The sequence below is a fragment of the Streptomyces fumanus genome (assembly GCF_014655295.1).
GTDB classification, from domain to species: Bacteria; Actinomycetota; Actinomycetes; order Streptomycetales; family Streptomycetaceae; genus Streptomyces; species Streptomyces fumanus.
This window is the reverse complement of record NZ_BNBI01000015.1, coordinates 14,266-30,052: the sequence shown is the minus strand read 5'-3', so window position 1 is coordinate 30,052 and position 15,787 is coordinate 14,266. Positions and strand designations below refer to the sequence as shown.

12 protein-coding genes are annotated in these 15,787 nt (G+C 68.5%); 11 read left to right on the top strand and 1 reads right to left on the bottom strand.

Annotation, left to right across the window (positions count from 1 at the left end; genetic code table 11):
* The first annotated feature begins 41 nt into the window (after positions 1–41).
* The 4 genes from IE316_RS28765 to fusA all read left to right on the top strand — a co-directional run bounded on the left by IE316_RS28765 (position 42) and on the right by fusA (position 5,875).
* Positions 42–1,775 (top strand): anti-phage protein, encoded by a 1,734-nt coding sequence (locus tag IE316_RS28765; protein ID WP_190207453.1) that lies wholly within the window; start codon positions 42–44, stop codon positions 1,773–1,775.
* 256 nt (positions 1,776–2,031) lie between these two features.
* Positions 2,032–2,538: a hypothetical protein gene (locus tag IE316_RS28760; protein ID WP_190207452.1), complete on the top strand. Its 507-nt coding sequence runs from the start codon at positions 2,032–2,034 to the stop codon at positions 2,536–2,538.
* 228 nt (positions 2,539–2,766) lie between these two features.
* A complete protein-coding gene (locus IE316_RS28755) occupies positions 2,767–3,597 on the top strand; it encodes a hypothetical protein (RefSeq protein ID WP_190207451.1) in 831 nt (276 codons plus the stop codon).
* A 166-nt stretch (positions 3,598–3,763) separates the two neighbouring features.
* Positions 3,764–5,875 (top strand): elongation factor G, encoded by a 2,112-nt coding sequence (fusA, locus tag IE316_RS28750; protein ID WP_190207450.1) that lies wholly within the window; start codon positions 3,764–3,766, stop codon positions 5,873–5,875.
* A 130-nt stretch (positions 5,876–6,005) separates the two neighbouring features.
* Here the strand turns inward: fusA and IE316_RS28745 are convergent, their stop codons facing one another.
* The gene (locus IE316_RS28745; protein WP_190207449.1) at positions 6,006–7,820 is read right to left on the bottom strand and encodes a pectate lyase-like domain-containing protein; all 1,815 of its coding nucleotides are present in this window, start codon (positions 7,818–7,820) and stop codon (positions 6,006–6,008) included.
* Positions 7,821–8,051: 231 nt separating this feature from the next.
* On the opposite strand from IE316_RS28745, the gene IE316_RS28740 reads away from it, so the two are divergent.
* The 7 genes from IE316_RS28740 (at position 8,052) to IE316_RS28710 (ending at position 15,761) form a co-directional block, all read left to right on the top strand.
* Positions 8,052–9,368 carry an ABC transporter substrate-binding protein gene (locus IE316_RS28740; RefSeq protein WP_190207448.1) on the top strand — a complete coding sequence of 439 codons (1,317 nt, stop codon included), beginning with the start codon at positions 8,052–8,054 and terminating at the stop codon, positions 9,366–9,368.
* A gap of 5 nt (positions 9,369–9,373) precedes the next feature.
* The gene (locus IE316_RS28735) at positions 9,374–10,378 is read left to right on the top strand and encodes a carbohydrate ABC transporter permease (protein WP_190207447.1); all 1,005 of its coding nucleotides are present in this window, start codon (positions 9,374–9,376) and stop codon (positions 10,376–10,378) included.
* A 40-nt stretch (positions 10,379–10,418) separates the two neighbouring features.
* On the top strand, positions 10,419–11,258 hold the full coding sequence (locus tag IE316_RS28730) for a carbohydrate ABC transporter permease (protein WP_190207564.1): 840 nt from the start codon (positions 10,419–10,421) through the stop codon (positions 11,256–11,258).
* On the top strand, positions 11,255–12,649 hold the full coding sequence (locus IE316_RS28725) for a GH1 family beta-glucosidase (protein ID WP_190207446.1): 1,395 nt from the start codon (positions 11,255–11,257) through the stop codon (positions 12,647–12,649). Before IE316_RS28730 ends, IE316_RS28725 begins: the two co-directional genes overlap by 4 nt.
* Before the next feature lie 130 nt (positions 12,650–12,779).
* Positions 12,780–14,651, top strand: coding sequence for a discoidin domain-containing protein (locus IE316_RS28720; protein WP_190207445.1), 1,872 nt, complete (start codon positions 12,780–12,782; stop codon positions 14,649–14,651).
* 97 nt (positions 14,652–14,748) lie between these two features.
* Positions 14,749–15,570 carry a helix-turn-helix domain-containing protein gene (locus IE316_RS28715; RefSeq protein WP_190207444.1) on the top strand — a complete coding sequence of 274 codons (822 nt, stop codon included), beginning with the start codon at positions 14,749–14,751 and terminating at the stop codon, positions 15,568–15,570.
* Positions 15,567–15,761, top strand: a complete 195-nt coding sequence (locus IE316_RS28710; protein ID WP_190207443.1) for a DUF397 domain-containing protein — start codon at positions 15,567–15,569, stop codon at positions 15,759–15,761. Before IE316_RS28715 ends, IE316_RS28710 begins: the two co-directional genes overlap by 4 nt.
* Positions 15,762–15,787 lie beyond the last annotated feature (26 nt).

Here is a 15,787-nt window from a genome sequence, read left to right as displayed (position 1 = left end):
CCAGCGGAGGCGGCTGTGCCTTATTGAGGAGCGCATAGGTGATGAGGGAAGGACGTTCCATTAAACAGTTCATGTGGGCCTATCAGCCCCACTTCAGAATCTCGGTGAAGGTACGCGCCGAGATGGCCCTTGAAGCAATCGGCTTTGCTGGGGATCCTGAAGTAGTGCTCGTCGGCTTCAAGGCTGCTGGTGAACATGAGTTTGATGTATGTATTGAGCCTGAAGATGGCCCCTATGTTCCTGCCGATTTGGCACATGTGCGGCGGCGGGCTGTCGAGTTGTACGCAAGTCATCCAGATCGCGACATGATCCACAGCGTTGCTCACGTGCATGAACAGCGTCATCAGGAGCTACGTGACAGGATGCGCGCAAAAGCACTCGAAGAAGCCTTTGAGGCCATGCCACGCGAGCAAGGGCGGCAATTCTTTGCGGGTGAATCGGTTCGAGTGGACGACTATGAAGTACACACGGTTATCAGTGTTGATAAGACGGCTCTTGCAAGGGCTCCCCAGATCAAGACAGAGCAACGTGATCGCTTCCATGTGGACCGGTCGCTCGTGCATGCTGTGATTCGCGAGATCTTGAGACGTTCAGCTCGAGTTCTCTATATCCCTGATACTGGCTCGGCTTCTTTGCCAGACAGCGTGGACGAGATTGTAAGGGGCGCCACCGAAGCGATGGTCCGCTCCATGCTGTACTGCGCTGGTTTCTGGTTTGGTAGTGAGAACCACTTGCTGATGAGTGGCCTCTCGGCGCTTCCGTACGAGGGGCGGCCGGGGGCTGGGCGACTTGTCATCGCCCAGGAGGACGATCCAACTATTGAAGTGTTTCTTAGGCTGAAGCACCCGGTTGAGATGCGTAACGTGCCGGCCGTACGAAAGCTTCTAGAGGCCAGCGGATCTCAATCAGACCTGCTGTCAGATGGCGAAAACGTCTATGGACTTGGAGTGGTGAAGCCGGACTATGACGCAGAGAGCGAGACGGTGTTCGCGGTTCGCTTCACCGCACGGGGTGTCTGGGAGTTCTCGCACGCAGGTAACGCGCTATTGATTGTGCGGGACGGCATCCCGCGTTTGCCGACGCCTCTGCTTGACGAAGAGTACTTGAAAGATATCGTCAGTCGTTTGTTCCCTGAGGCTGATCAGGCTGCGCTGAGGGAAGCTGCACAAGCCGCAGGCAGCCATAGACATGGAGCGATGCTGATCATTTCGGGGGATGCTGCCGGTGAAGCTGAGCGCCTATCGCCGCAATCATGGTCTATCGAACCGACCCGGCTCAGCACGAAACTATTGACTCAGCTTACGGACATGGATGGTGCAATCCTGGTTGACCCACAGGGCCTATGCCATGCAATCGGTGTGATCCTCGATGGCACTGCCCATGGTCGAGGGGATCCAGCTCGAGGCAGTCGCTTCAACAATGCCGTGCGGTACCTCGACAGTGAGCGGCCCCCAGCGATCGTAATCGTCTACAGCTCGGATGGTGTAATAAATATTCTGCCGCAACTGCATCCACGCATCGAAAAGCAGATCGTGACGAATGCTGTTGAACGCTATCTGGTGGCTTCTTCGGCGGAGCCGCTTAACATCAAGGAGTGCAACGAAGCTTGGGATGCGGTGAAGTCGTTGAGCTTCTACTTGTCGAGTGCTCAATGCGACGCCTTGAATCGCGCTCGAGGACGAGTGGACGAATGGGAAAAGCAGAGTCGCGAGCTGCGGATCGTTAAGTCAGACCTAGCGCCATATCCAGATATGAACGACTCGTACTGGATGTGACCTTGACTGATACGCAGGCATGTCACGGCGGCTGATCTTTCCAACTGGGACGGTTGAGGGCGGCTCACACATCCACATAACGCCAGTGGACACCACCAGGCCGTTAACCGTGTCATTTCTATGTATTCGTCACGTTCAGATGGTCGGAGACCTCAAGTATATCGAGCACCGCAAGCCTTAGTAGATTCTCGATGACGCACTTGAAGAGTATGTTTTGAAGCACTACGGCAAGGGGTGTTGGCGCAAGGAGGTAGAGATGGCGAGCTCTGACAAACGTTGGGCGTCGTACGAAGAGGTAGCTGTCTACCTTCTCGACCAGGTGGCCGACAAGCTGGGTCTTGAGCGTGTCGAGGATGAACAGAAGGTCATCGGCGAGCGCTCGGGTACTGAGTGGGCGATCGACGGCAAGGGGTTCACCATTGGCGGCGAAGGATTCATAATTATCGAGTGCCGCCGTTACACGAAGAAGAAGCAGACTCAAGGGCAGATGGCGCACTTGGCCTACAGCATCATCGACACCGGCGCTGTGGGCGGCATCATCGTGAGTCCGCTCGGACTCCAGGAGGGTGCGACCAAGGTTGCGACTGCCGAGAACATCAGAACCGTCCACTTGGACAAAAACAGCACGCGCACCGATTACATGTTCCGCTTCCTCAACGAAGTGTTCGTTGGCGTCAGCGACACCGTGCACGTCACCGAGACGGTGAAAATCGCCATCACCCGAGCCGACGGCACGCAAGAGACGTTCACGCCCGATGAGTGATCGCGAGCAACACCGTCGACCGGCCTGGCCCGTCTGGTCGCCGGGCATCAAGCCCACGCCGGCGGCTGCCGGAGGTCGAGCGGATCTAGACGGCGCCGCGGTGCAAGGTGGACGAACCGAAGTAATCGGTCGCTCCCACGATCAGCCGCGTGCCACGATTTGGCCATGAGCAACGAGGTTGATGAGCCCTAAGAGGGTTCTGAGCCGGGGCCGGTCGACCCTTTCGGCTTGGCTCGCGCGTTCCAGCCGCTGACGGACTACTACCGCAGCATCTTCGCCGACATGGTTCGACCAGTGATCCAGACGTACGCGCCGATGACGCAGATCAGCGAGACGATCGGCAGACAACTGGTTGAGGCGTCAGGCGTGAACGCCATGCTTCGTGAGACCTTCGCACCGCTGCACGAACACCTTCGGGAGTACTGGGCGGGCGTCTTCGAAGGGCTCGATTCCTTGAAGGAGCGCATTTACCCGCCGAACCTCCACGACGCGATGCCGCCTATCGAGGAGTTCGAGCAGATGCTTCTTGAAGAGGGCATACCTCTGATGTGGGTGCCGGGGCCGAAGGTCGTGCGAGCTCTCTTGGACGCGCCCGACGCCGTTGAACGCCGCCGCATCATCGGGCGGCGCTGGAAGGGCATCGTCACCCACTGCAACGCCGTGATCGACAGCGTTCACCACCCCGACCTACAGGAGTCGCGGGGCTTTGCTCTCGATTGCGTGGCTGCCCTGCGGGACGGACACAACAATCCGGCCCAGGCGCTCGCTGCCAACCTGCTCGACAGCCTGATGCGCGCCCACTTCGACGACCCAGCCAGGAAGAAGCTCACGTTCAACAAGAAGAGCAAGGCCAAGTTCGATCTCAACGACTACACCATCCGGGTTGCGCGCCCGCCCTCCCGCCCGCCGCGTGCGCGTCCCGCCGCCCGGCGGTGGCAAAACCCCGTGCGCTCCGCCCCGCCCGCTTCCTACACTCGCCACGACACCGGGACGAGTGAGGGGAGAGGGCCGTGCGGGAGCGCGTCGCCGTCGTCGTCCCCTCGTCCCGTTACGAGGTGATCCTCGTGTCTCGGTACGTCCGGTGCCCGCTGCGCGGCCGGCATCGGAGGTCCGTACCGGGCCGCAACTGACGCGGAGTCGGTCCGCACTCACCGACGTACCGTCGGTTGCCCGTGTCCGGGAATCGCGCCGTCCTGTTCGGAGAACACCCGGAAGGCCAGGGGCCATGCGCACCCACACTCCCGCCACCGTCCGCAATCTGGGCATCCTCGCCCATGTCGACGCCGGCAAGACCACCGTCACCGAGCGGATCCTCTACGCGACCGGTGTCACGCACAAGCGCGGCGAGGTCCACGACGGCACGGCGGTCACCGACTTCGACCCGCAGGAACGCGACCGCGGCATCACCATCTTCGCCGCCGCGGTGACCTGTGCCTGGGACAGTCACCGGATCAATCTGATCGACACCCCGGGGCACGTCGACTTCGCCGACGAGGTGGAGCGGTCGCTGCGGGTCCTGGACGGCGCGGTCGCGGTGTTCGACGCCGTCGCGGGCGTCGAGCCGCAGAGCGAGTCGGTGTGGCGGCAGGCGGACCGGCACGGTGTGCCGCGGATCGCGTTCGTCAACAAGATGGACCGGGCCGGCGCCGACCTGGACGCCGCCGTGGACTCGATCCGCCGGAGGCTGCACCCCGCGCCGCTGGTCGTGCAGCTTCCGATCGGTGCGGAGGGCGGTTTCACCGGTGTCGTCGATCTCGTCCGGATGCGGGCGCTGACCTGGGCGGACGGGGCGGAGGCGGCCGAGCGGGGGCCGGTGCCGGAGGAGTTGCGAGCGGAGGCCGCGCGGCGCCGGCACCTGCTGGAGGAGGCCGTCGCCGAACGGCACCCGGCCGCGCTGGAGGAGTACTGCGACCGCGGGACCCTCGGCGACGGCACGCTCACCGCCGCCCTGCGCGACCTGACCCGCTCCGGCGACGGTGTCGTGGTGCTGTGCGGATCGGCGTACCGCGACCGCGGTGTCGAACCACTCCTCGACGCGGTGGTGGCGTATCTGCCCTCCCCGCTCGACGTGCCGCCCGTACGCGGCACCCACCACGGCGAGGAGCGGGAGCGGGCCGCCGATCCGGACGCCCCGCTCGCGGCCCTGGCGTTCAAGGTGCAGGCCACCGCCACGGGACGGCTGACCTTCCTGCGGGTGTACTCGGGAACCATGGAGAAGGGAGACACGGTGTGGGACGCCACCACCGGGCGCGGTGAGCGGATCGGCCGGATCCTGCGGGTACGGGCCGACCGGCACGACCCGCTGGAGCGCGCGGTCGCCGGGGACATCGTCGCCGTCGTCGGCCTGAAGGGCACCCGGCCCGGCGCCACCCTGTGCGCCCCGGACGCCCCGCTGGTGCTGGAGCCGCCCGGCACGGCCGAACCCGTCGTGCACGTCGCCGTCGAGGCCCGCCGGTCCACCGACACCGGCAGGCTGGCGTCGGCCCTGGCCCGGCTCGCCGAGGAGGACCCCTCGCTGGTGGTGCGGACCGACCCGGAGACCGGCCAGACGCTGCTGTCCGGCATGGGCGAGCTGCACCTGGAGGTCGCGGCCGAACGGGTCCGCCGGGAGCACGGCGTGGAGATCAGCGTCGGTCGGCCGGGGGTGGCGTACCGCGAGACGGTCGGCACGGGGGTGTCCGGCTTCGGGTACCGGCACGTCAAACAGGACGGCGGCGCGGGGCAGTTCGCCCACGTCGTCCTCGATGTCGCGCCGCTCGGGCCCGAGGAACCCGAGAAACCCGGGGGACCCGGGGAACCCGGGGAAGGGGAGGGCTTCGTCTTCGTGTCGGCCGTGACCGGCGGGCGGGTGCCGCAGGAGTACGTCCGGGCCGTCGAGGCCGGCTGCCGGGAGGCGCTCGCCGAGGGGCCGCTCGGCGGGCATCCGGTCACCGGGGTCCGGGTCACGCTCACCGACGGGCAGACGCATGTGAAGGACTCCTCGGACACCGCTTTCCGCACCGCCGGGCGGCTCGGCCTCCGGGACGCCCTGCGCGCCTGCGCGATGGTGCTGCTGGAACCGGTCGTCGAGGTCACGGTCACCGTGCCCGAGGACACGGTCGGCGGGGTGCTCGGTGATCTCGCCGCCCGGCGGGGCCGGGTGACCGGCTCCCGGACCCGGGCGGGCGCGGCCGTGGTGACGGCCACCGTGCCGCTGGCCGAGCTGTTCGGCTACGCGACCCGGTTGCGCGGCCGCACCCAGGGCCGCGGCACCTTCACGGCCCGGCCCACCGGCTACGCACCGGCACCGGCACCGACGCCGACGCCGACACCGGCGCCGGCCGTCCGAGCCGGGTAGGGGTCGCGCCCTCGGCCGCAACCCCAGTCCCGACCGCCCGCCTTGCACAGACCGGTGGCCGGCCCCGGGGAGGTGGGGCCGGCCACGGACCGGGGACGGCCGGTCCCTCCCACGAGGGGCCGGCCGTGCGTCACGGGTACGACACCACCGTCGACGGCACCGTGGAGGTGCCGGACGTCGGTGCGCCCGTGTCGTTGATGACCCGCTCGTACTGCCCGTTGCCGCCGAGGGAGACGACGAGCAGGCTGTGGAAGCGGACGCCGGGCCGGTTGGGGGCGGCGAAGCCGTGGTGCTGGACGATGGTCGGGTCGACGTTGTAGTAGCAGTAGGAGCCCAGGCCCCAGCCCTCGTGCTCGGTGACCTGGTCGCCGACCTTGTACGCGGCGTAGCCCTTGACCGAGCCGTTCTGGACGGCGGCCTGGTTGGGGGCGTCGTACGCCTTCTCGTTCTGGAAGAAGATCGTGCGGCCGCGCTGGCCGTTCCACTGCACGTCGTACTTGTTGAAGTGCTCGACGAACAGGCCGGTGATCAGCACGTCGTCGCCGTTGACGACGAGGCCGTAGTCGGCGCGGTTGGTCTCCCAGCCGACGCCCTGGCCGTGGTCGGCGCGCCAGATCCAGGTGTGGTCGACGATGGTGTGCCGGCTGTTGATCACCATGCTGGTGGTGGCCTTGCCGGCGCCCGCGCCGCCGATCCGCACGAACACGTCCTGCACGGTGGTCGGGTTGGCCGAGTGGTCCCGCCAGGCGCCCTGCGGGCCGACCTCCAGCAGGGTGGGGGAGTTGACCGGTCCGGCGTCGATGAGGAAGCCGGCCAGCCGTACGCCGTCCACGTCGGCGACCTTGAGCGCGGTGACGCCGTTGTCGGGGATGAGGGTGGCGTAGCCGAGGCCGAGGACCACGGTGTTGGCGCGGTTGACCTGGATCGGCCGGTCCAGGTGGTAGATGCCCGGCGTCAGCAGCAGGTGCAGCCCCTCGGAGAGCGCCTGGTTGAGGGTGGCGGCCGAGACCCCGGGCCGGGCGACGTAGAACTGGGTCAGCGGCAGCGAGGTGCCGCGCGGGGTGCCGCTGCCCCAGGAGACCCCGCGGGCGTCGGTCCGCTTCTCCGGCAGGAAGACCCGGTACTGCCCGCCGCTGAGGTACAGGAACGGCTTCTCGCGGGAGACCGGCGTGGTGTTCAGGGTGGTGTACGGCGGGTTGGGGAAGCTGGTCGCGGGGGCGCCCTCGACACCGGAGAAGACCATGTTCCACACGGCGTTGAGCCAGCCGCCGACCGCGCTGTCCCGGGTGTACCACTGCTGCTGGGAGTACGGGCCCACCTGGCCGTCGATCCGGCTGTCGGCGATGTAGCCGCCGCTGGCCCAGCCGTAGCCGTCGGGCGCGAGGTTGAGGCCGCCGCGGACGTGCATCCGGCGGAACGGGGCCGCCTGGGAGACCGCCCACCGGTTGGTGCCGTTGACCGGCACCACGGCGAGGTTCTCCGCCGAACGCCAGAAGTTCTGCGTGGCGTTGCCGTTGAACCAGCCGGCGTCGACCGTCACGTCCCCGTTGATGGTGGTGTCGTCGGGGGAGAGGCCGAGACCGGAGATGGAGGTGTAGAACCCGATCTGGGCGTTGAGGCCGTGGTACGTGCCCGGCTTGAACAGCAGTTGGTAGCGGCCGGTGCCGAACTGGGCCGACTCCTGCTGCCGGAAGATCTCGTCCAGCTTGGCCTGGATGCCGGGCGTGGCCGGGTCGAACACGATGACGTTCGGGCCGAGGTCGCCGCCGCCGGGCAGCGCGGCCCGCAGCCGCGGCTTCCGCTTCGGTGCCGGGCCGGCCGCGGCGGGGGAGGCCGAGGCGGGGGCGGACGCCAGCCCCGCGAGCAGCGGGGCGGCAGCGGCGGCGGCACCCAGCACGGCTCTGCGTCCGGGAGCGGCGGCACCGGGTGTGGGGAGGGAGGACATCGGCGGCTCTCCTGTCGGGGTGTTCAGGAAGTGAACGGTGGGGGATGAGGGAGCGCTCTCTCGCCGCCGAATGCTTCAGCGTCCTAACGCGGTCGTCAAGAGGCGTGACCGAGTTCCACGAAGCCCGTCCAAACCCTTGACGGGTCAGACCTTCACGGTTTAACTCACGTCCTAAATTAAGCCGTGAGTGCGTCGTCAGCGGGCGTGCTCCCCGAAGGGACCCCAGGAGCCATGCGCAGCATCCGAGCCGCGGCCACAGGCGCCGTCACCCTGTCTCTCGCCCTCGCCGCCTCGGCCTGCGGCGGCGGTTCACCCACGGGCGGCGGGTCCTCGGACTCGCCGAAGACCCTGACGTACTGGGCCTCCAACCAGGGCGCCAGCGTCGAGATCGACAAGAAGGTGCTCCAGCCCGAACTCGACAAGTTCGAGAAGCAGACCGGCATCGAGGTGAAGCTGGAGGTCGTGCCCTGGTCCGACCTGCTCAACCGCATCCTCACCGCGACCACGTCCGGACAGGGCCCCGACGTCCTCAACATCGGCAACACCTGGAGCGCCTCGCTCCAGGCCACCGGCGCTCTACTGCCCTGGGACGCCGAGAACTTCGGCAAGATCGGCGGCAAGGACCGCTTCGTGCCGTCCGCCCTCGGCTCGACCGGCGTGCGCGGCCAGGACCCGGCCGCGGTGCCGCTGTACTCCATGGCGTACGCCCTCTACTACAACAAGAAGATGTTCGCCGACGCCGGGATCAGCAAGCCGCCGGTCACCTGGGACGAGCTGGTCGCGGCGGGCAAGAAGCTGTCGAAGAACGGCAAGTGGGGCCTGGGCACCGAGGGGTCGAACCCCTCCGAGAACATCCACCACGCCTACATCTTCGCCAAGCAGCACGGCGCCGACTTCTTCACCGCCGACGGCAAGCCCGACTTCACCAACGCCGGGGCCGTGACCGCCGTCAAGGACTACGTCGACCTCATGGCCAAGGACAAGATCATCGCGCCGGGCAACGCCGAGTACGCCCAGAACCAGTCCGTCAGCGACTTCGCCAAGGGCAAGACCGCGATGCTGCTGTGGCAGTCCGCCGCCGCCAACCTCACCTCCCAGGGCATGGACGAGGACGACTACGGCATCGCCCCCGTCCCGGTGCGCTCGGGCACGCCTGGCGGCGGCGCCAACGTCAACTCCATGGTCGCCGGCATCAACCTGGCCGTCTTCAAGAACACCGGCAACCTCGACGGCGCCACCGAGTTCGTGAAGTTCATGACCAGCGACGAGGAGCAGAAGATCCTCAACAAGGCGTACAGCTCCATCCCGCCGGTCGCCGCCGCCCAGTCCGACCCCGCGTTCAACACCCCGGCCAACGCCGTGCTGAAGGACACCCTCACCAAGAGCGCGGTCGCGCTGCCGCAGGTCCCGGCCGAGTCCCAGTTCGAGACGGCCGTCGGTACGGCGATCAAGGAGCTGTACGCCGACGCCGCCGCCGGGCGCGCGGTCACCGAGGCGTCGGTGAAGGCCAAGCTGGAGAAGGCCCAGTCGCAGATGCCGGCGGCCTGACCACCATGACCACCACCGCACCCGTGACCACCGGACGGCGGGCGCCGCGCGACGGCTCGCCCGCCGGCCCGGTGCCGGGCGGCCCGCGCCGCCGCCCCGGCCGGCTCCGCCGCACCGCCCTGCCCTATCTGCTGCTCCTGCCCGCCCTGCTCTTCGAACTCCTCGTCCACCTGGCGCCGATGGTCATCGGCGTGGTGATGAGCTTCAAGGAGCTGACCCAGTACTTCATCCGCGACTGGGGCGCCGCCCCCTGGTCCGGCCTCGGCAACTACCGGGTCTCGGTCGACTTCGACGGCCCGGTCGGCGAGGAACTGCTGCGCTCCTTCTTCGTCACCGTCGGCTTCACCGTCCTCTCGGTCGCCCTGTGCTGGCTGATCGGCACCGCCGCCGCCGTCTGCATGCAGGACACCTTCCGCGGCCGGGGCCTGCTGCGCGCCCTGTTCCTGGTGCCGTACGCGCTGCCCGTGTACGCGGCCGTCATCACCTGGGTCTTCATGTTCCAGCACGACAACGGCCTGGTGAACCACGTCCTGCACGACCAGCTCGGCCTCACCGACAAGCCGTCGTTCTGGCTGCTGGGCGACAACGCGTTCGTCGCGCTGCTCACCGTCTCGGTGTGGAAGGGCTGGCCGTTCGCCTTCCTCATCGTCATGGCCGGCCTGCAGAACATCCCCAAGGACCTGTACGAGGCCGCCGCCCTGGACGGCGCCGGCACCTGGCAGCAGATCCGCCGGATCACCCTGCCGTCGCTCAGCGCGGTCAACCAGGTGCTCGTCCTGGTGCTGTTCCTGTGGACGTTCAACGACTTCAACACCCCGTACGTCCTGTTCGGCAAGACCGCGCCGGCCTCCGCCGACCTGATCTCCGTCCACATCTACCAGGAGTCCTTCGCGACCTGGAACTTCGGCCGGGGCTCGGCGATGTCCGTCCTGCTGCTGCTGTTCCTGCTCGTCGTCACGGGCGTCTACCTGGCCGTCACCTCACGCGGACGGAGGACCGCCCGTGCCTGACACCCGCTCACTCATGCCACCGACGACGGCCCGCTCTCCCATGGCCCCGCCCCGCTCCTTCCTGTGGACCCGGCGGATCGTGCTCACCCTGCTCACCGCCTTCGTCCTGCTCCCCGTCTACGTCATGGTCTCCAGTTCGCTGAAGCCGCTCGCGGACGTGACGGGCACCTTCCGCTGGCTGCCCAGCAGCCTGACCGTCCGCCCGTACATCGACATCTGGTCGACGGTCCCGCTGGCGAAGTACTTCGTGAACTCGCTGATCGTGGCGGGCGCGGCGACGGTCTGCTCGGTGGTGATCGCCATCTTCGCGGCGTACGCGGTGAGCCGCTACGACTTCCGCGGCAAGCGGGTGTTCACGGTGACGGTCCTGTCGACGCAGATGTTCCCCGGCATCCTGTTCCTGCTGCCGCTGTTCCTGATCTACGTCAACATCGGCAACGCCACGGGCATCGCCCTGTTCGGCTCCCGGGGCGGTCTGATCCTCACCTATCTGACCTTCTCCCTGCCGTTCTCCATCTGGATGCTGATCGGCTACTTCGACTCGGTGCCGCGCGACCTGGACGAGGCGGCGCTGGTCGACGGCTGCGGCCCGCTCAAGGCGCTGTTCCGGGTCGTCGTCCCGGCCGCGGTCCCGGGCATCGTCGCGGTCGCCGTCTACGCCTTCATGACCGCCTGGGGCGAGGTGCTGTTCGCCTCGGTGATGACCAACGACACCACCCGCACCCTGGCGGTCGGCCTCCAGGGCTACTCCACGCTCTACGACGTCTACTGGAACCAGATCATGGCCGCCTCGCTGGTGGTGAGCGTCCCCGTGGTGGCGGGCTTCCTGCTCCTCCAGCGCTACCTGGTGGCCGGCCTGACCGCCGGAGCCGTCAAATGACCCGCCCCGCACCGACCGAAGGGACCCCTGTGACCATCGACCTCGCCGCTCTGCCGCACGACTTCCTGTGGGGCACGGCCACCTCGGCGTACCAGATCGAGGGAGCCGTCGCGGAGGACGGCCGCGCGCCGTCGATCTGGGACACCTTCTCGCACACCCCCGGCCGGATCGCGGGCGACGACCACGGCGACGTCGCCTGCGACCACTACCACCGCTGGCGCGAGGACATCGGCCTGATGCGGCGGCTGGGCACCAACGCCTACCGCTTCTCCGTCGCCTGGCCGCGGATCGTGCCCGGCGGCGACGGCCAGGTCAACGCCAAGGGGCTGGCCTTCTACGACCAGTTGACCGACGCGCTGCTCGAGGCGGGCATCACCCCGTCCGTCACCCTCTACCACTGGGACCTCCCGCAGGCGCTCCAGGACCGCGGCGGCTGGCCCGAGCGGGCCACGGCCGAGCACTTCGCGGCGTACACGGCGGTCGTCGCGGAGAAGCTGGGCGACCGCGTGACCCACTGGGCCACCCTCAACGAGCCCCTGTGCTCGGCCTGGATCGGCCACCTGGAGGGCACGATGGCCCCCGGCTGGACCGACCTGACGGCGGCCGTCCGCGCCTCCTACCACCTCCTGCTCGGCCACGGCCTGGCGATGGCGGCGATCAGGTCCGCCGCCCCCGGCGCCCAGGTCGGCATCGTCAACAACCTCTCCACCATCCACGCCGCCTCCGACCGCGAGGCCGACCGCGACGCGGCCCGCCGGATGGACGGCCACACCAACCGCTGGTGGCTGGACCCGGTGCACGGCCGCGGCTTCCCCGCCGACATGCGCGAGCTGTACGGCGTCGACCTGCCGGAACGGCCGGGCGACCTGGAGCTGATCGGCGCCGGCCTGGACTGGACCGGGCTGAACTACTACTTCCCGCAGACCGTCGCCGACGACCCGGCAGCCCCGGCGCCGTACGTCCGCACCGTCCAGCGCGAGGGCGTCCCGCGCACCGGCATGGACTGGGAGATCGACGCGAGCGGCATCGAGGACCTGCTGCTCCGCCTCACCGAGGAGTACGGGGCGCGCAGCATCTACGTCACGGAGAACGGCTCGTCCTTCCCGGACGTGGTCCGCCCCGACGGCACGGTCGACGACCCGGAGCGCGCGGAGTACCTGGCGGCGCACATCGCGGCGTGCGCCTCCGCCGCCCGCCGGGGCGCTCCGCTGGCCGGGTACTTCGCCTGGTCGCTGCTGGACAACTTCGAGTGGGCGTACGGCTACGACAAGCGGTTCGGACTGGTCCACGTGGACTACCGGACCCAGGTCCGCACGATCAAGGGCAGCGGACGCCGGTACGCCGGGATCATCGGCGAGCACGAGCGGATGCGGGGGCGCCGGGCGGCGTGAGACGGCGGGGACGCGGACCCGGAATCCGCGCCCCCGTCACCCCCATCGCCTCCACCTCTTGAACCAATCTTGTCATGCACACAACATGCACACCTCACGCAGGCACCAGTCCGTCACCGAAGGAGATCTCATGGCATCCCGCACTCTCCTCACCGCCCTCGCGGCCCTGACCCTGCTGGCCGCCGGGCCCGCGTTCACCCCGCCGGCCGCCGCGCGACCGGCCGCCGCGGCGGCGGCCTGGGACACCGACCGCGCGGCCTCCGCGTACGCCGCGAACCCGTCCGCCGTCACCGCCTCCGGCAGCGAGAACGCCGGCACCGCCCCCGGCCTGGCCTTCGACGGCAACGCCGGCACCCGCTGGTCCAGCGACTTCGCCGACGGCGCCTGGCTCCGCGTCGACCTGGGCACGACCGTCCGCGTCGACCGGGTGGTCCTCGACTGGGAGGCGGCGTACGGCAAGAGATACGTCCTGGAGGCGTCCCGGAACGGTACGGACTGGACCCCGTTCTACACGGAGACGGCCGGCACGGGCGGCTCGGTCACCGCCCACACCTACCCCCAGGAGGTCACGGCCCGCTACGTCCGGATGCGCGGGATCGAGCGGGCGACCCCGTACGGCTACTCCCTGTACTCCTTCAAGGTGTACGGCGGCGAACCGGCCCCCGCCTCCACCACCCGCGCCAACCTCGCCCTCAACCACCCGGCGTACGCCAACTTCTACCAGCACGCGGGCAACTCACCGGCGTTCGTCACGGACGGCGGCTGGCCCGCCGACCTCAAGGCCGACCAGACCCGCTGGGCCAGCGACTGGAACGCCGACCGCTGGGTCTCGGTCGACCTGGGCGCCACCTCCACCATCGACACCGTCGACCTGTACTGGGAGGCCGCGTACGCCGTCGACTACGAACTCCAGGTCTCCGACGACAACCGCACCTGGCGCACCGTGTACCGCCCCTCGGCCACCGAGGTCGCCGCCCGCCGCGCCGATGTGAAGTCCCCGGCCGAGGCGACCGGCCGCCACGACACCGTCCGGCTGCCCGCGCCCGTCACCGGCCGCTACGTCCGGATGCTCGGCAAGGAACGCCGCTCCTTCTACAACCCGGCCCCGGCCACCGCCCAGTTCGGCTACTCGCTCTACGAGTTCCAGGTCTGGGGCACGGGCGGCTCGGCGTCGGCGGCGTACCCGGCCCTGCCGGCCGACCAGCAGGGCACGTACCAGACCCGCTTCTTCGACGACTTCACCTCCTCCGCCCTGGACCGCTCGAAGTGGCGGGTGGTCCGCACCGGCACCGAGATGGGTTCGGTCAACGGCGAGGCGCAGGCGTACGTCGACTCCACGGAGAACATCCGCCAGGAGAACGGGGCACTGGTGCTGCGCGCCAAGTACTGCAAGGGCTGTACCCGCGCGGGCGGCGGCACCTACGACTTCACGTCCGGCCGCATCGACACCAACACCAAGTTCGACTTCACGTACGGCAGGGTGAGCGCGCGGATGAAGCTGCCGGTCGGCGACGGCTTCTGGCCGGCCTTCTGGCTGCTGGGCAGCGACGTCGACGACCCGTCCGTCTCCTGGCCGGCCTCCGGCGAGACCGACATCATGGAGAACATCGGCTACGCCGACTGGACCAGCAGCGCCCTGCACGGCCCCGGCTACTCGGCCGACGGCAACATCGGCGCCCGCCAGGTCTTCCCCGGCGGCGGCCGCGTCGACCAGTGGCACACCTACGCGGTCGAGTGGACCCCCACGGCCATGCGCTTCTTCGTCGACGACCGCCTCGTCCAGGAGACGACCCGCAACAAGCTGGAGTCGACCCGCGGCAAGTGGGTCTTCGACCACAACCAGTACGTCATCCTCAACCTCGCCCTGGGCGGCGCCTACCCCGCCGGCTGGAACCAGGTCACCTCCCCCTACTGGGGCCTGCCCCAGTCCAGTGTGGACCGCATCGCGGGCGGGGGAGTGCAGGCGGAGGTGGACTGGGTGCGGGTGGAACAGAAGGGGTGAGAGTCCGCCCGTACACCTCGGGGTGTACGGGCACCGATGGCCGGCCGGGTCGTTGTAGAGGAAAAGCTCACCGGCGCGGCAAGGGGGTCGTTCGGGCATGGCGAACAGTGGTGCGGTGGAACCGTCCGACAGTCTCAGAGTGTTCGGAGCGGCGCTCAAGGCGTTCCGGGAACGGGCCCTGCTCACGCAGGAGCAGGTCGCGGAACGGCTCGGCTACTCGCACGCTCTGGTCGCCTCGGTGGAGCAGGGGCGGCGGATGCCGTCCGCCCAGTTCGTCGAACGGGCGGAGGAGGTGCTGGAGACGTTCGGGGTGCTGCGGGCGATGTCCCGGCACCTCGGGCGGCAGCGGGGCCTGGCGGTGTGGTTCCGGGAGTGGGCGGGCTTCGAGGAGACCGCGGTCGCCCTGTGCACGTACGAATGCCGGGTGGTGCCGGGGCTGCTCCAGACCGAGGCGTACACCAGGGCCGTCATGCTCAACGTGCCGCCTCCGCCGACCGAGGAGCAACTGGAGCAGCGGATCACCGCACGGAAGGCGCGGCAGGAACTGCTCCGGCGCACCCCGCCGATCGCGTTCAGCTTCATCGTCGAGGAGTCGGTGCTGCTGCGGCACACGGGCGGTGAGGAGGTGACCCGGGAACTCCTCGACCACCTCCTCGCCTGCACCGAGCTGTGGAACGTGGAGTTGCAGATCATGCCGTTGCGGCAGCCGTATCACGCGGGGACCGATGGGCCCATGCAGCTCTTGGAGACGCCGGAGCGGCACTGGTTGGGATATGCGGAGGGGCAGAAGACCGGGCAGCTCGTCATGGATCGGCAAGCGGTCAGCGTCATGCAGATGCGCTATGCCAAGATGCGCTCGCAGGCCCTGTCCCCGGCGGACTCGGCGGAGTTGTTGCAGCGGATGCGAGGAGCGCTATGAGCACCGTCAACGAGCTGGTCTGGTTCAAGAGCAGTCACAGCGGGTCCGAGGGTGACAGTTGTGTCGAGATCGCCCACGCGTTCGGAGCCGTGCACGTCCGGGACTCCAAGGAGCGGGGCGGGCCCTCGTTCTCCGTGTCCGGTGGGGCGTGGCGCGGGTTCGTCGCTCACCTCGGGGCCCCGCAGGGGTGACGCGCGCTTGTTGCATATGATGTGCA

What these genes read in the sequence shown, in the direction of transcription:
- IE316_RS28715 (WP_190207444.1), top strand. Translation starts at nt 14,749, where the DNA reads ATGGCGAACAGTGGTGCGGTGGAACCGTCCGACAGTCTCAGAGTGTTC.
- IE316_RS28745 (WP_190207449.1), bottom strand. Translation starts at nt 7,820, where the DNA reads ATGTCCTCCCTCCCCACACCCGGTGCCGCCGCTCCCGGACGCAGAGCC.
- IE316_RS28710 (WP_190207443.1), top strand. Translation starts at nt 15,567, where the DNA reads ATGAGCACCGTCAACGAGCTGGTCTGGTTCAAGAGCAGTCACAGCGGG.
- IE316_RS28740 (WP_190207448.1), top strand. Translation starts at nt 8,052, where the DNA reads ATGCGCAGCATCCGAGCCGCGGCCACAGGCGCCGTCACCCTGTCTCTC.
- IE316_RS28735 (WP_190207447.1), top strand. Translation starts at nt 9,374, where the DNA reads ATGACCACCACCGCACCCGTGACCACCGGACGGCGGGCGCCGCGCGAC.
- IE316_RS28725 (WP_190207446.1), top strand. Translation starts at nt 11,255, where the DNA reads ATGACCCGCCCCGCACCGACCGAAGGGACCCCTGTGACCATCGACCTC.
- IE316_RS28730 (WP_190207564.1), top strand. Translation starts at nt 10,419, where the DNA reads ATGGCCCCGCCCCGCTCCTTCCTGTGGACCCGGCGGATCGTGCTCACC.
- fusA (WP_190207450.1), top strand. Translation starts at nt 3,764, where the DNA reads ATGCGCACCCACACTCCCGCCACCGTCCGCAATCTGGGCATCCTCGCC.
- IE316_RS28765 (WP_190207453.1), top strand. Translation starts at nt 42, where the DNA reads ATGAGGGAAGGACGTTCCATTAAACAGTTCATGTGGGCCTATCAGCCC.
- IE316_RS28720 (WP_190207445.1), top strand. Translation starts at nt 12,780, where the DNA reads ATGGCATCCCGCACTCTCCTCACCGCCCTCGCGGCCCTGACCCTGCTG.
- IE316_RS28760 (WP_190207452.1), top strand. Translation starts at nt 2,032, where the DNA reads ATGGCGAGCTCTGACAAACGTTGGGCGTCGTACGAAGAGGTAGCTGTC.